The organism is Cycloclasticus sp. (genome assembly GCF_019090545.1).
Lineage (GTDB): Bacteria > Pseudomonadota > Gammaproteobacteria > Methylococcales > Cycloclasticaceae > Cycloclasticus > Cycloclasticus pugetii.
Genome location: NZ_JAHRVT010000028.1, coordinates 1 through 15403, shown reverse-complemented (window position 1 = coordinate 15403; position 15403 = coordinate 1). Strand labels below are relative to the sequence as shown.

At 41.6% G+C, this 15403-nt stretch carries 17 protein-coding genes; 3 read left to right on the top strand and 14 right to left on the bottom strand.

The features are described 5' to 3' along the window. Positions 1 to 161 precede the first annotated feature (161 nt). From KUG63_RS06405 to KUG63_RS06340, 14 genes are all read right to left on the bottom strand, one after another. Complete coding sequence (locus KUG63_RS06405) at positions 162 to 1703, bottom strand: long-chain-fatty-acid--CoA ligase (protein ID WP_015006430.1); 1542 nt, start codon at positions 1701 to 1703, stop codon at positions 162 to 164. Positions 1704 to 2234: 531 nt separating this feature from the next. Further along, entirely contained in the window at positions 2235 to 2624 is a 390-nt protein-coding gene (locus KUG63_RS06400) for a ClpXP protease specificity-enhancing factor (protein ID WP_015006431.1), read from the bottom strand. Positions 2625 to 2630: 6 nt separating this feature from the next. Then, on the bottom strand, positions 2631 to 3278 hold the full coding sequence (locus KUG63_RS06395) for a glutathione S-transferase N-terminal domain-containing protein (RefSeq protein WP_015006432.1): 648 nt from the start codon (positions 3276 to 3278) through the stop codon (positions 2631 to 2633). A gap of 79 nt (positions 3279 to 3357) precedes the next feature. After that, positions 3358 to 4095, bottom strand: coding sequence for a cytochrome c1 (locus KUG63_RS06390; protein WP_016389964.1), 738 nt, complete (start codon positions 4093 to 4095; stop codon positions 3358 to 3360). Beyond that, on the bottom strand, positions 4092 to 5309 hold the full coding sequence (locus tag KUG63_RS06385; protein ID WP_016389963.1) for a cytochrome b: 1218 nt from the start codon (positions 5307 to 5309) through the stop codon (positions 4092 to 4094). Before KUG63_RS06385 ends, KUG63_RS06390 begins: the two co-directional genes overlap by 4 nt. A gap of 8 nt (positions 5310 to 5317) precedes the next feature. Next, positions 5318 to 5911: a ubiquinol-cytochrome c reductase iron-sulfur subunit gene (petA, locus tag KUG63_RS06380; protein ID WP_015006435.1), complete on the bottom strand. Its 594-nt coding sequence runs from the start codon at positions 5909 to 5911 to the stop codon at positions 5318 to 5320. A 145-nt stretch (positions 5912 to 6056) separates the two neighbouring features. Continuing rightward, positions 6057 to 7142: a histidinol-phosphate transaminase gene (gene hisC, locus KUG63_RS06375; protein ID WP_287554452.1), complete on the bottom strand. Its 1086-nt coding sequence runs from the start codon at positions 7140 to 7142 to the stop codon at positions 6057 to 6059. Positions 7143 to 7146: 4 nt separating this feature from the next. Continuing rightward, the gene (hisD, locus tag KUG63_RS06370) at positions 7147 to 8445 is read right to left on the bottom strand and encodes a histidinol dehydrogenase (RefSeq protein ID WP_020162495.1); all 1299 of its coding nucleotides are present in this window, start codon (positions 8443 to 8445) and stop codon (positions 7147 to 7149) included. Positions 8446 to 8448: 3 nt separating this feature from the next. Continuing rightward, complete coding sequence (gene hisG / locus KUG63_RS06365; RefSeq protein ID WP_016389960.1) at positions 8449 to 9078, bottom strand: ATP phosphoribosyltransferase; 630 nt, start codon at positions 9076 to 9078, stop codon at positions 8449 to 8451. Between the two features lie 4 nt (positions 9079 to 9082). Further along, positions 9083 to 10348 carry a UDP-N-acetylglucosamine 1-carboxyvinyltransferase gene (gene murA / locus KUG63_RS06360; RefSeq protein WP_016389959.1) on the bottom strand — a complete coding sequence of 422 codons (1266 nt, stop codon included), beginning with the start codon at positions 10346 to 10348 and terminating at the stop codon, positions 9083 to 9085. A 32-nt stretch (positions 10349 to 10380) separates the two neighbouring features. Next, positions 10381 to 10680 (bottom strand): lipid asymmetry maintenance protein MlaB, encoded by a 300-nt coding sequence (locus tag KUG63_RS06355; protein ID WP_020932201.1) that lies wholly within the window; start codon positions 10678 to 10680, stop codon positions 10381 to 10383. A 27-nt stretch (positions 10681 to 10707) separates the two neighbouring features. After that, positions 10708 to 11172, bottom strand: a complete 465-nt coding sequence (gene mlaD, locus KUG63_RS06350) for an outer membrane lipid asymmetry maintenance protein MlaD (protein ID WP_015006441.1) — start codon at positions 11170 to 11172, stop codon at positions 10708 to 10710. A gap of 2 nt (positions 11173 to 11174) precedes the next feature. Then, positions 11175 to 11957, bottom strand: a complete 783-nt coding sequence (gene mlaE / locus KUG63_RS06345; protein ID WP_015006442.1) for a lipid asymmetry maintenance ABC transporter permease subunit MlaE — start codon at positions 11955 to 11957, stop codon at positions 11175 to 11177. A 19-nt stretch (positions 11958 to 11976) separates the two neighbouring features. Further along, positions 11977 to 12705, bottom strand: a complete 729-nt coding sequence (locus KUG63_RS06340) for an ABC transporter ATP-binding protein (protein WP_015006443.1) — start codon at positions 12703 to 12705, stop codon at positions 11977 to 11979. Positions 12706 to 13003: 298 nt separating this feature from the next. On the opposite strand from KUG63_RS06340, the gene KUG63_RS06335 reads away from it, so the two are divergent. The 3 genes from KUG63_RS06335 to KUG63_RS06325 all read left to right on the top strand — a co-directional run. After that, entirely contained in the window at positions 13004 to 13981 is a 978-nt protein-coding gene (locus KUG63_RS06335; protein WP_020162496.1) for a calcium/sodium antiporter, read from the top strand. Between the two features lie 20 nt (positions 13982 to 14001). After that, positions 14002 to 14982 carry a KpsF/GutQ family sugar-phosphate isomerase gene (locus tag KUG63_RS06330; protein ID WP_020932199.1) on the top strand — a complete coding sequence of 327 codons (981 nt, stop codon included), beginning with the start codon at positions 14002 to 14004 and terminating at the stop codon, positions 14980 to 14982. Next, a partial coding sequence (locus KUG63_RS06325) for a KdsC family phosphatase (RefSeq protein ID WP_287554448.1) occupies positions 14979 to 15403 on the top strand: 425 nt, incomplete at its 3' end. The genes KUG63_RS06330 and KUG63_RS06325, both read left to right, overlap by 4 nt.

The following is a 15403-nucleotide window of genomic DNA, read 5'->3' as shown; positions in this document are numbered from 1 at the left end:
ACAGCCCTTTGAACCTTATAAATTATTCATTACGTTTGTCATTATAACGACTTGGACACCGCCGCTTTAGGACAATATATTTCAATATTCTTAACGCTTAGAGCTATAGAAAACATACCCATCATTTAAGTGCCCTATTGAAAACAACCATAACAGTCGAACTATTGAACACCCCTTTCTATTTCACCGCGCTTATTTAAAACCCGCTTCACGATCTTACCAGCACCATTTTTAGGAAGTGTATCCATAAAAACGACTTTTCTTGGCACTTCATAACTGCCTAAGTGTTGACGACACCAACGACGTATATCGGCTGAGCTCGCCTCAACGCTCTCTTTTAACACGACATAGGCAACGGGGATTTCACCATGTAGTTCATCTGTTTGCCCAATTACCGCTGCTTCTAATATTCCGTCATAGCGATACAGCACCTCTTCAATAATCCGCGGATAAACATTCATACCGTTAACAATAACCATATCTTTTTTCCGATCGAGAATACTAAAGTAACCCTCTTCGTCAACGTTACCTAAGTCACCGGTTAAGAACCAATCTTCATAAAAAGACTCTTTGGTCGCCTCTGGCAATTGCCAATAGCCTTTCATCACATTATCGCCACGAACGGCAATTTCACCAATTTCACCTACCGGCAACTCCACACCCTGTTCATTAAGAATTTTCATTTCAACATTGGGTACAGGCAGACCAACCGTGCCTATTTTTCGAATGCCGCCTACTGGATTTACACAAGTTACCGGTGAACACTCTGTTGGCCCATCGCCTTCATAAATGGGCACGCCAAATTTTTGTTCAAAACGATTTAATATGTCTACCGGCATCGACGCGCCACCAGACACACATAACTTAATTGAACGAAAGCGTGCACACTTATCGTCACGAGTATTCAGCAACACGTTGTACATACTAGGCACACCAAGAAAAACGGTACTGTTAGTTTTTTCGATGATGGTAAGCAAATTATCAGGTTCAAACTTGGCAACGGGAACAAAAGCACAGCCATGGGTCAGAGGGGTCAGCATGCCCACAGTCGCTGCAAACGCATGAAACATTGGTAACACAAGAACAATCACCTCTTTACCTGCTTGCCATTTCATTGCCTGAAAGACACTAGATGTGTTGCTCACTAAATTGTGATGTGTCAGCATCGCACCTTTTGGTTTCCCCGTAGTACCGGACGTGTATAAAATAGCCGCTAAGTCATTAACTGGGTCAATTTTTATATTTGGTAATGAGCCATCATTATCACAAAGTTGCTTCCAATCGGCAGATTCTTCACGATTAGCGCGGATACAAATATTAAATAACGGTGCTGATATCTCTGCAGCAATGTCATCCATATTCGCCTGAAAAGCTTCATGGTAAATAACACCTTTAACCTGTGCATTTGTCATCACATAAATGATTTCAGCCGCTTTTTGAAGTAAATTAATAGGAACCACAACAGCTCCAGCCTTAACGATACCCATATAAGCTATCGCAAACTCAATACTGTTTATGCAATACAAGGCGACTGTGTCGCCTTTTTTAATACCCCGTTTTAGCAGCCCGTGAGCAAATTTATCTGAAGCAGTTTTTAACCCTATGAAAGTACATGACGTATCATTATCAATAACCGCAACACTATTAGCATAGGTGCTTGAAGTGGTGTTAAACGCTTCTATTAAAGATATTTTATGGCTCATTTATGCTCTCTTTTATTGCCATTTAATGGCTTATATTTATTAATGAGTAAGCGGTAAGTTATTTACTCTACGATGTTAGTTATTTATCACACATATTATTAGCAGCCAACCATAACGTGACAATATACTGATGGCAACCTAGAAGCGCTAAAGCAAGCATTTCATTTTAATGGACTAAAAAAATAGTTTAAGTAGGTTTAATGATTGTCGTTAGCTTTTTGATCGAACAGCTCTGTTTAACAGCAAGTAATTACAAGGTAGCTTACCGATAAGACTTAGCCGAACCAGATGATAAGAAAGCTAGATTAGCACTGAGATAACAGGGTAGTCTATTAAATGGACTTTAGTGAATAACCCGTAATCCCAACTGATGAGCAACCGTAAAATAAACACCAGCAGGCAAAGCATTTTGACTGATACCGTTATTACCACGAATAGATTAGCAATAAGTGCTACTTACCACTGAGGTCGAGAACTGAGATGGTTTTATGTCTAATTCATGCCACTACGTTTAAGTAGCCGGCATAGACATTATTTAACTATTTTTAACACCGGTTTTTTAGTTTCTTTTTTTGCCGGCGATTTATCAGGATCTGGTGGCACGTCATCTTCAAAGCGTTCATCAAACATCATCCCTTTACCATTTTCTTTTGCATACGTCGCTAAAACAGCATTGATCGGGATATATAGGTTTTCAGACTGACCAGAGAACCGAGCAGAAAAAGAAATAGCCTCATTATCTAAAAACCAATTTTGTACTGCGCTCGGGTTAGTATTTAAAATAATACGCTCATCCGATACATATGCAGTCGGAACAATGACCCCCTCATAGCTTGCATCAACTAAAAGATAGGGAGTCATTCCGTTTTCAAGTATCCACTCATGTAAAGAGCGTACTAAATAAGGCTTGAGTGGCGTCATTGATAATTAAGAGGCCATTAATATATGACTTTCCATCATATCAAGCTCTTCTTTGCTCATGCTTTCTTGGAAGGTGTCACGTTTTGTGACTCGAGCAATATAGTCCTTAATGGCCTTTGCTTCTTTAGGTAATTCAATACCATATAGTGGTAGACGCCAAAGTAAAGGAGCCAATACACCATCTACCAATGTAAACTCATCACTTAAAAAGTATTTATTTGATTCAAACAATGGAATAGAAGCGATTAAGTTTTCTCTAAGTAGTTTCTTTGCTTTTGCCGCTTTTTTCTCACCTGCGTTAACAATATCATCAAGTAGGGTATACCAGTCTTGATCAATTCTATGTATTAACAGACGAGAACGTGCACGGGATACAGGGTCAATAGGATATAACGGTGGATGCGGAAAGCGTTCATCCAAATATTCCATAATAATTCTTGAATTAAATAAGGCTAAATCCCTGTCAATTAAAATAGGTAAGGTTCCATACGGGTTCAACTCTTGTAAGTCTTCTGGAAACTCCTTGCTATCTACAAATTCAACTTCAGCTGATGCACTTTTTTCGCACAATATAAAACGAGCACGGTGACTATAGTGACACACAGGGTCTGCAAAAAGCGTCATGATGGATTTTCTATTCAGTGCATTTATCATTATTTTGTCCGTTTTATTATATGTGAAAGAGCTTTGTGTTAAATACAAAGCTCCTCAACTAGTACCGCTTATTATATTTTTAGTGAACGTCTTTCCAATATTCTTTCTTTAAGAAATAGAACACGACAATCATCAAGAAGATAAACATCAAGACTTTCCAACCAAGGCGTTGACGTTCAAGTTTTGCTGGCTCGCCCATGTAGGTCATAAAATTAACAAGGTCATTCATCGCCTTATCAAATTCTTTTTCAGTCATTCGACCAGGCTCAACGATTTCTAATCGATCTATCACTTTACGAATAGAACCATCTTCAAGCTCAACATCTTTATAGACTGCTTGCTGCATACCTTGTAAGTCTGCCAATACATGTGGCATCCCTACTTTTGGAAACAACGCATTGTCCACTCCAAACGGGCGCGATGCATCTACATAGAAGCTTTTTAGGTAGGTGTATAACCAGTCAGAGCCACGAGACCTAGCAATCAATGATAAGTCTGGTGGGTTAACACCAAACCACTTTACTGCATCTTCTGGACGCATTGAAATGGTCATACCATCAAATATTTTTTCACCCGTGAACATTAGATTAAGCTCAACTAATTCAGGCGGGATTTCTAAATCCTTCGCCATTCTTGAGTATCTAAGTTGCTTAGCTGAATGACAACTTAAACAATAGTTAACAAAATACTTAGCACCCCGTTGTAAAGACGCCTTGTTATCTAAATCTATCCTCGCCGACTCAAGTTCAATTGCCCCACCTGCAGCAAACAATTGTGATGAAAATAGTACTAATAAAGCCAAACTTAGTTTTTTCATTTCTCTTCTACCCTCTCTGGAACATATTTATCTTGGCCAAGGTTTGAATAAAATGGCATTAATAAGAAAAAAGCAAAATAAACAATCGAGAAGAGCCTAGAAGCTATGGTGCCTATTTCTGTTACAGGCTGCATTCCAAAGTAACCTAAGCCAATGAAACTAACACAAAATGCAACTATCGCCGCTTTAAATATAGGGCCTCTATAACGTATTGATTTATTCACACCCCTATCTAACCAAGGCAATAGGAATAAAACAAAAATTGCACCACCCATTGCAACAACGCCTAGGAACTTATCAGGCACCGCTCTTAAGATTGCGTAAAACGGTGTGAAGTACCATACCGGGGCAATATGCTCAGGTGTCTTCAATGGGTCCGCTGGTATAAAGTTTGCGTGCTCAAGGAAGTAGCCTCCCATCTCCGGCATATAGAAAATAATTAATGCGAAGACAAACATGAACACCGCGACACCTACTAAGTCTTTGACTGAATAGTATGGGTGGAATGGTATTCCGTCTAACGGTACACCTTTATCATCCTTGTGCTTTTTAATCTCGATACCTTCTGGGTTGTTAGAACCCACTGCATGCAATGCCACAATGTGCATAAACACCAAAATAACCAGTACTAATGGAATCGCAATCACATGAAAAGCAAAAAAGCGGTTAAGTGTTGCATCAGAAATAACATAGTCACCACGTAACCATAGTGCTAAATCTTCACCAACATAAGGAATCGCTCCAAACAAAGACACAATCACTTGTGCTCCCCAATATGACATTTGGCCCCATGGTAATAAATACCCCATAAAAGCTTCAGCCATAAGAGCGACATAAATAATCATGCCGAATACCCAGACTAATTCACGAGGTTTTTTAAATGAGCCATAAATCAAACCACGGAACATGTGTAAATACACAACGATGAAAAAAGCAGATGCGCCTGTTGAGTGCATATAGCGAATCAACCAACCCCATTCGACATCACGCATGATGTACTCAACAGAGTCAAACGCTAACTTTGCATCTGGCTTGTAGTTAATTGTTAAGAAAATACCGGTAATAAATTGATTAATTAGCACCAATATCGCTAACGAACCAAAGTAGTACATCCAGTTGAAGTTTTTAGGTGCATAATATTCTGCAAGATGCTCATTCCACACTTTGCTTAGTGGGAATCGTTCATCCACCCACCCTAACGCATTTTTTAACATGCCACTCATTATGCTTGCCCTCCTGATGAACCAATTAATATTCTGGTGTCTGTTATATATTCATGAGGCGGCACCACAAGATTTAATGGTGCAGGTACGCCCGCGTAAACTCGACCGGACAAATCAAACAACGAACCGTGACATGGGCAGAAAAACCCACCCTTCCACTGAGGACCTAAGTCTTCTGGAGCCACTTCGGGTCTATAGGTTGGAGAGCAACCCAAATGTGTACAAATACCAACTGCAATAAAAACTTCTGGCTTAATAGAGCGCGATACATTTTTACAAGACTCTGGTTGCTCAGATTCATTTGAATCTGGATCCCTTAATATATCGGTCATTTCAGCCATCTCAGCGAGTGCTTCTTGACTACGTTTCAACACCCAAACCGGTTTCCCACGCCATTCAACACGAATCAGCTGCCCGGGTTCTAACTTACCAATATCAGCCTCAACTGGAGCACCCGCCGCTTTTGCACGGTCACTTGGGTTCATTGACGCTATAAATGGAACCGCCACATAAGCCGCACCCACTCCCGTTACCGCAGTAGCTGCAGCGGTTAAAAAAAGACGCCTGCGCTTATCTACTACTTGTTCGCTCATCTAAATCTCCATAAAATCATCGTAAATTACACATGCACATTTTGCACGGCACTTATTCGCAGGATTTTAGCATATTTTATTTTTTTAGGGTCAGCTAACAAAGCCTAGAAGAGAAATTGTATCCCATATACAACTCTTTTTTGATTTACTGCTTTAGTATTGAAGCAAATTTTTCAATAAATAAATCATTTTCCGAACGTGTGCCTACTGTGACGCGAAGGCATTCCGCCGGCAAACCGGGATTACTAGCCATTTTTTTAATTAACACACCGGCTTGCTTTAATTGCTCAAAAACACGCTCCGCAGAATCGGATAACAATGAGAATAATATAAAGTTGGCATCACTCGGGAAAACTTTCACTCCAGTAAATGACGTTAAGCCGCTCAGTAACCGTTCGCGTTGTTCGCGAATAACGGCGGCTTGCTGATTTAGAGTATCAATGTGTTTAAATGCAAATGTAGCCGTTAATTGTGTAAAAACATTAATATTGTATGGCAGGCGTATTTTTTCAAGCTCGTCTGTCAGACATGGGTGGCCCACTACAAAACCAAGCCTCAACCCTGCCAAACCTAATTTAGACACTGTCCGCATCACTAATAAATTTTTAAAATCTGGCGTTTGATTCATAAACGTTTTGCATGCGAAAGGCTGATACGCCTCATCAATCACGACTATGCCATTAGCCAATTCTAAAATTTGAATTAAATCATCATCATCAAATAAGTTTGCCGTCGGGTTATTTGGGTATGATAAAAATATAACAGCCGGGTCTTCTTGTTTAATTGCAGTCTTCATAGCCGACATATTCAAGCTAAAGTCTTCGTTAAGCGGCACACCGGTGAAAGGCAAACCGAGAGAATTTGCAATGTGCTGGTACATAACAAAACTTGGTGTTGGCGCTATGACAGCACTTCGATCCTTCATCGCCATTAAAATAAGTTGTATCAGCTCATCAGAGCCATTACCAAGCACTACCCCTAATTCTGCTGGCACATCAAAGCAATCACGCAACCCAGTTATCAATTCCCTAGCTGATGGATCTGGATATCTATTAGGCTCAACATTTGAAAGTAGTTGTAACCACTCGTCTTTCATTACCTTAGGCCACGGAAATGGGTTTTCCATCGCATCCAACTTAATCAGCCCTGTTGCTTCTGGCACATGATAAGCCGCCATTTTCTGTATTTCTGGGCGAATTAAGTCTTCAACTATTTTGTTTTTTTTTGACATCCTACTAGCCGTTTATTTTACGGTATTCTGCAGATTTTGCATGGGCTGTTAAAGCCTCACCGCGCGCCAAAATAGACGCTGTATCAGAGAGTGCTGAGGCCCCAGCTTTACTGCAATTAATCATGCTAGTGCGCTTTTGAAAATCATAAACGCCCAGTGGTGATGAGAATCTCGCTGTGCCAGATGTCGGTAAGACATGGTTAGGTCCAGCGCAATAATCGCCCAGTGCTTCCGGCGTATATCTACCTATAAATATTGCACCCGCGTGTTTAATCTCTTCAGCCCACTGCTCAGCATTATCTACTGATAACTCAAGATGCTCTGGCGCTATTTTATTAGCAATGCTTATCGCTTGTTCTTTTGTTTCTGCATAAATAAACCCACCCCTACCTTCTAATGAGGCTTTTATGACTTGTGAACGCTCAAGCGTAGGAAGTAATTTTTTTATGCTCGCCTTAACCGCTTCAATGAACCCTTCATCTAGTGAAACGAGTATCGACTGCGCTTTTTCGTCATGTTCTGCTTGCGAAAAAAGATCCATCGCTATCCAATCTGGATTGGTTTTTCCATCACAAACAATAAGAATTTCAGACGGACCAGCAATCATGTCTATACCTACTTGGCCGAAAACCATCTTTTTTGCTGTCGCGACAAAAATATTGCCCGGCCCAACAATCTTATCAACTCTCGGCACGGTTTCTGTTCCATAAGCAAGCGCTGCCACGGCTTGCGCCCCACCCACTTTAATCACCTTATCTACGCCCGCAAGCCAGGCAGCCGCAAGAACTAATGCGTTTAGTTCGCCCTTAGGAGTCGGGGTAACCATTACAATCTGTGATACCCCCGCTACTTTCGCAGGAATAATATTCATCAACACTGAAGATGGGTATGCCGCTTTACCGCCCGGCACATATACACCAACACGCTCAAGTGGGGTTACTTTCTGACCGAGCGTATTACCCATCTCATCGACAAAATCCCATGATTGTGCTTTTTGCTGTTCGGCATAGTGACGAATCCTATCAGCGGCGACTTTAAGTGCCTTTGAGTGCTCATCCGGCAATTGATCCCAAGCACTAGCGAGCTGCTCTTGATCAACGACAAGGTTATCGGCGCTGGCTTCCCATTGATCAAACTCTTGTGTATATGACAATAGCGCTGCATCACCATGCTGGCGGACAGCCTGTATTATTTCACTGACGGTTTGATTAACCGAGCTATCTTCTACATCATCCCAAGCCAACAAATCAGCAAGTGATTGATCAAAATCAGTACTCGATGCGTTCAACGTTTGTATATTCATTTATTAACGCCTGTTATCAACAGCCACTTCTAATGTCTTAATCAGCGTCTTAATTTGTTGATACTTCATTTTCATTGAGGCTTTATTAATGACCAGCCTAGAGCTAATGTCCATAATAAAGTCTAGTGGCTCCATACCATTAGCTTTTAATGTATTACCAGTATCGACTAAATCCACAATACAATCGGCCAAGCCTACAATAGGTGCCAACTCCATAGAGCCATATAACTTAATAATTTCTACTTGTTGGCCTTTTTTAGCAAAATATTGTTCCGTTAACGACACGTATTTAGACGCTACTCGAATTTTACCGGTTGGTAGTTTTTTACCCGTTACAATCGCCGTCATTAAACGACATTTTGCAATATTTAAGTCTAACGGCTCATAAAGGTTATCGCTACCATGTTCAACCAGCGTATCCTTACCCGTCACGCCGACATCTGCTGCGCCATACTCTACGAAGGTTGGCACATCAGTAGCCCTTATGATGACTAAATTAACCTTACCACAAACACTTGGCACAATCAGTTTCCGTGTTTTAGATAAATCCTCAGATGGCTCGATGCCCGCCTCAGCCAACAACGGGAGCGTATCTTTTAAAATCCGGCCTTTTGAAATTGCTATTGTTAACATTGAACTAGCTAGGTACTCGGCGTATTTGACCGCCTAATAAAGCGGTTTTTTCTTCAATACATTCATAACCACGGTCGATATGGTAAATCCGCTCAATAATTGTTTCGCCTTTAGAGACTAAACCAGCAATAACCAGACTTGCAGATGCTCTTAAATCTGTTGCCATCACTGTTGCGCCTTCCAGCATTTCTTTACCGACACAAATAGCTGTATTACCTTCTAATTTAATATCAGCACCTAAACGCTGTAACTCATGAACATGCATAAAGCGATTTTCAAAAATCGTTTCTGTAATAACCGATGTCCCTTCAGCCAGTGTATTAAGCACCATAAATTGTGCTTGCATATCTGTTGGAAAACCTGGGTATGGCGCTGTTTTAAAAGACACAGCTTTAGCACGTTGCCCCTTCATATCCAACTCAATCCAATCGTCGCCTATGGTCAATTCTGCACCGGCTTCTTGCAATTTTGACAACACCATATCTAAGGTACCAGGGTCAACGTCTTTGATTTTAATCTTCCCCCCGGTTGTTGCAGCCGCCACCAAATAGGTGCCCGCTTCAATCCTATCTGGAAGAATGTCATACACTAAATTTTTAGTTGCTAGCGATTCAACACCTTCGATGGTCAAGGTGTCTGTTCCAATACCTGATATTTTTGCACCTAATTTATTTAGAAAGTTAGCTAAATCACTCACTTCAGGTTCACGTGCAGCATTTTCTATAATGGTTGTTCCTTCTGCTAACGTCGCAGCCATCATCAAGTTTTCAGTCCCTGTCACTGTCACCATATCTAACACAAGCCTTGCACCTTTAAGCCGATCGCATGACGCATGAATATACCCATTCTCAACTCGAATATCAGCGCCCATTGCCTCCAAGCCCTTTAAGTGAATATTCACCGGTCGTGAACCAATTGCGCAACCACCTGGCAAGGAAACTTCTGCTTTACCAAAACGTGCTAATAATGGGCCTAAAACAATAATTGATGCCCGCATTGTTTTTACCAGCTCATAAGGTGCTTTAAAGGTGGAGATCGTAGATGAATCTACTTCAATTCTTACTTTTTCATCGACCGATAAGGTAACACCCATCTGTCCTAGCAGACTCATTGTGGTTGTAATATCATGCAGATGAGGAACATTCCCAATAATAACTGGGTTTTCGGCAAGCAACGCACCTGCCAAAATTGGCAAGGCCGCATTTTTTGCACCTGAAATACGTATTTCTCCTGAGAGCGGCCCACTGCCTTGAATAATCAACTTATCCATTTTCTACCTACCTATTATATTTACTAACGCCACTAAACGATTGGCAGAATTCCATCAAGACCACTAACTCGGGCGATTTCTAACATTTGCTCAGGTATTTCTTGAAAACAAATACCCTGACCAGACCTCTGCGCCATGGCCATCCACTCAACCAATAAAGCCAAGCCTGCGCTGTCTGTTTTTTCAACTGAGTTTAAGTTAAACGCTAGGTCAGCCTGACCGGCAAAAAACGGCTCAGACGCTAATAACAACGCCGCAACATGATCAAACCCTAAGGTACCTGAAACACATATTACACCTTCATCATTTTGCTCTAGTATTGCATTACTCATTGATAAATCCAGCCTGCTGAAAACTTATTATTCTTCGGAGCTACTGCTAAACAAAAATTGACCAATAATCTGTTCAAGCACTAACGCTGATTGCGTCATCTCAAGTTGACTGCCGTGAACAAGTACTTCTTCTTCACCACCAGGCTCAAGCCCAACAAACTGCTCACCCAACAAGCCTGCTGTTAAAATACTCGCATTACTGTCAGAAGGTAATTGATTGTACTTTGCATCGATCTTCATCGTGACAACAGCCTCAAATGAGTCTGGGTCAAAATCAATCGCCTTTACTCGGCCTATGTTGACGCCAGCCATTGATACTGGCGCACGCACTTTTAGGCTACCAATATTTTCAAAGTTAGCAATAACATCGTAACCTTCGTCACTATTTGCATTGCTTAAATTGCTCACTTCCATAGACAAGAAAAACATCGCAACAAAGCCAATGGCTACAAAAAAACCTACTAAAATCTCAATCGATCTTGATATGTGCATACCTAGATATCTCCAAACATCAATGCAGTTAAAATAAAATCTAACAATAAAATAGCAAATGCAGAGTGAACAACCGTTCTCGTTGTTGCTCTCCCCACTCCTTCAGAAGTAGGCACCGCATCATAACCTTCAAAAATAGCAATCCATGTGACTACCCAACCAAACACTACACTTTTAATTAAGCCATTAATAATGTCTTCGTTGAAATCAATCTTAGCCTGCATTTGAGACCAAAAACCACCTTCGTCAATGCCAAGCAAGCCAACGCCGATAAAGTATCCACCTAAAACACCAACCGCACTAAACAATGTCGCTAAAATAGGCATTGAAAGCAAACCTGCCAAGAAACGTGGCGCCATAACCCTTTTGACCGGGTCAACAGCCATCATCTCCATTCCAGACAATTGCTCAGTGGCTTTCATTAAACCAATTTCTGCGGTTAGTGCTGACCCCGCACGACCAGCAAATAACAATGCCGTTACCACTGGGCCTAACTCTCTAACCAGTGACGCGGCAACCATGACGCCCAGCATGCCTTCTGCGCCAAAGTCTGACAGCGTATAAAACCCTTGTAATGCCAGCACCATACCGACAAAAACCCCTGAAATAATAATCAAAGAAAAACTCAGCACACCAACCGAATACATCTGTGCAATTAACAATCGCGGCCGCATCAAAACACTTGGGATGCTCAGCAAAATGTTAACAAAAAAAACAGATCCTCGACCCAAACGCTCAAGCATACTCAATGATGCAGCCCCTAAGCGTTGCAAATAATCTAGCATGCTAAAGTCACCTTCATTCTCACGTCTCTATTCCCATTAAATCTTTTGCATACTCTTTGGCTGCATAATGAAAAGGAACAGGCCCATCAGCCATTCCCTGCATAAACTGTTGCGTCCATTCAGAGTCTGATTGTGCTAATTGCTCCGGCGAGCCGTGCTCAACCACTTTGCCCTTTGATACCAGATAAACATAGTCTGCAATGGCACAGGTTTCTTTCACATCATGTGACACCACAATACTCGATAGGCCTAATGCATTATTCAACAAGCGAATTAACTGCACCAACACACCCATCGAAATGGGGTCTTGCCCAGTAAATGGCTCATCGTACATAATCATCATTGGGTCTAGTGCAATAGCTCGAGCCAATGCAACACGTCGTGCCATACCACCGGACAACTCGGCCGGCATCATATCCCTTGCGCCGCGCAAACCAACCGCATTTAACTTCATTAATACTAAATGGCGAATTAACGACTCGGGAAGCTGAGTGTGTTCACGTAGCGGAAACGCCACATTGTCAAACACCGAAATATCCGTTAGCAATGCACCACTTTGAAAGAGCATTCCCATTTTTTTACGCAGTTGATAAAGGTGCTTATGTTTTAGCTGATGAACATTCTGCCCATCTACTTCAATAGAACCAGATGAAGGTTTCAACTGACCACCGATTAACTTCAACAAGGTAGTCTTTCCTGTCCCACTAGGCCCCATAATGGCCGTGACTTTTCCACGCTGAATATCCATATCCACGCCATCAAAGATAAGCTTTGATCCGCGAGAAAAATGGACATCTCTAACTTTTATTAATGAAGTCGTTTCCGTCAATGACGTTTCCCTAGTTTCTTTCAACACTATTATCAGCGTTATTGAAGATAAAATAAATCAGGCATTGTCCCTACCTTATCAATGCACGTCAATCCGAACTTTCACTATTTATGGCGCAATCTTTTAAAACCCAATTGTTTTTTTCGCTTAAACTATCCACTTTTTATGCGACAATAAATTTCGCGTTAACTTAACCTATTCTCCTTACCTTAATCTTATGCTTGTATTTTCTGTTGCGCTGCTTGCAGGCTTTTTCTTTTTAATTTTTTCTGCTGATTATTTTGTTAAGGGCACTTCCGCTATTGCGCGAAATATTGGAATATCGCCGTTAATTATTGGTCTCACCATCATTGGCTTGGGCACTTCGGCCCCTGAAATGTTGGTTGCTGGAATAGCCTCTGTTCAAGGCAACACTGGTCTTGCAACAGGCAATGCCGTTGGCTCAAATATCGCTAATATTGGTCTAGTACTCGGTGTTACCGCGTTAATCAGCCCCATTTTGATAAAGTCATCTTTACTTAAACGCGAACTACCTATTTTATTGGTCATCTCTATAATCAGTTACCTTTTACTCGTTGATGGCCACCTATCAAGATTTGACGGACTTATTTTAATTGCTGGGCTCATTGCTTTCCTTTACTGGTTATTACGCAGCGCTCAACAGAACAAGCAGCAAAAAAAAGACATCTTAGCAGCCGAGTTTGATGACGAAATCCCAAGCGACCTAAGTACAAAGACTGCCTCTTTTTATGTCATCATCGGTCTTACTATCCTCATTATTAGTTCAAAACTACTAGTTTGGGCAGCCGTCAATATTGCCATCCTCTTTGGTGTTAGTGATTTAGTCATTGGATTAACCATTATCGCCATAGGAACTAGCTTGCCAGAATTAGCAGCTTCTATTATGAGCGTTATTAAAAAAGAGCCTGATCTTGCTGTAGGAAACATTATTGGGTCGAATGCCTTCAACTTATTAGCTGTCTTATGTTTACCTGGGCTTCTTCACCCTGGCAATGTAGATCCACAGCTCGTTTCACGCGACCTCCCCATTATGCTTGGCTTTACTTTATGCCTATTCATTTTTTCATATAGCTTTAATGGGCAACCTAAGATCAACCGTTTTAAAGGTGGGGTTTTTATGCTATTTTTCGTCGCCTACCTAAGCAAAGTATACTTAGATACTCTTGGAATTTAACTTAACTCAACACCGATCAAATGCCTGATAACCATCATCGAACTCAACTTAAGCAACTAGGCTTGGCCGTTGTACAAACCGAAGCAGACGCTATTGCTAATCTCGCCGGACACATTGACGAACAATTTATCGATGCGTGTGAACTGATGCTTAAATGTGACGGCAAAGTTGTCGTCATCGGTATGGGAAAATCAGGCCATATTGGTAATAAAATTGCCGCCACGCTAGCCAGCACCGGAACACCAGCTTTTTTTATTCACCCAGGGGAAGCCAGCCATGGCGATCTTGGCATGATCACTAAAAACGATGTCGCTTTAGCGCTTTCAAATTCAGGCGAAACCGGAGAAGTGCTCACCATTTTACCCATTCTTAAACGTTTAGGCGTTCCACTCATTTCTATCACAGGCAATCCAAGTTCAACCCTAGCAAGCCTTTCTGATGCACCCATTAATGCCAGTGTTGCTAAAGAAGCTTGCCCATTGGGCCTTGCGCCTACCTCCAGCACCACAGCTGCGTTGGTTATGGGCGACGCCTTGGCCATTGCGTTACTTGAGGCACGCGGCTTTACCGAAGCGGACTTCGCTCTTTCACACCCAGGCGGCAGCCTAGGAAGGCGTCTATTACTTCATGTTAGTGACATTATGCATCAGGGTGATGATATTCCAATCACTGAAGAAACAGCGCCGGTAAGCGCCGCCTTGCTTGAAATGACAGAAAAAAAATTAGGAATGACGGCTATTACAAACCAACAAGGTGATTTAACCGGTATTTTCACCGATGGCGATTTACGACGCATGCTTGAAAATAATATTGACATCCACGGCACTGAAATCAAACAAGTGATGACCCGTGGAGGCGCGACTATTAGCTCAACACAACTGGCCGTCGAGGCCTTACAACTGATGCAAGATAAAAAAATTAACGCATTATTGGTCACCGATAACAACCAACTGGTTGGTGCTCTTAATATGCACGATATGCTAAAAGCAGGGCTATCATGATTGAGCTAACTGATGATTTTCAGCAACGGGCACAAGATATCCGATGCGTTATTTTTGATGTCGATGGAGTGTTAACAGACGGAAAATTGTTTTTTGACCTAAAAGGCAATGAGTACAAATCTTTTCATGCACAAGATGGACAAGGCTTAAAACTACTCCAGCAAAATGGTATCGATGTTGCCGTTATTTCTGGCCGCTCATCCCCCCTTGTCGAGCAAAGAATGAAAAACCTTGGCGTGACAAATATTTACCAAGGCCAAGAAAACAAAACCGCCGCGTTTAACCATTTACTAAAAAAACTTAACATTACCCCAAATCAAGTGGCGCACGTTGGTGACGACTTACCCGACTTAGCGCTAATGACACGAACTCGCTTAGCCATTGCCGTTAAAGACGCAAACCCATCTATACTTGGATACTG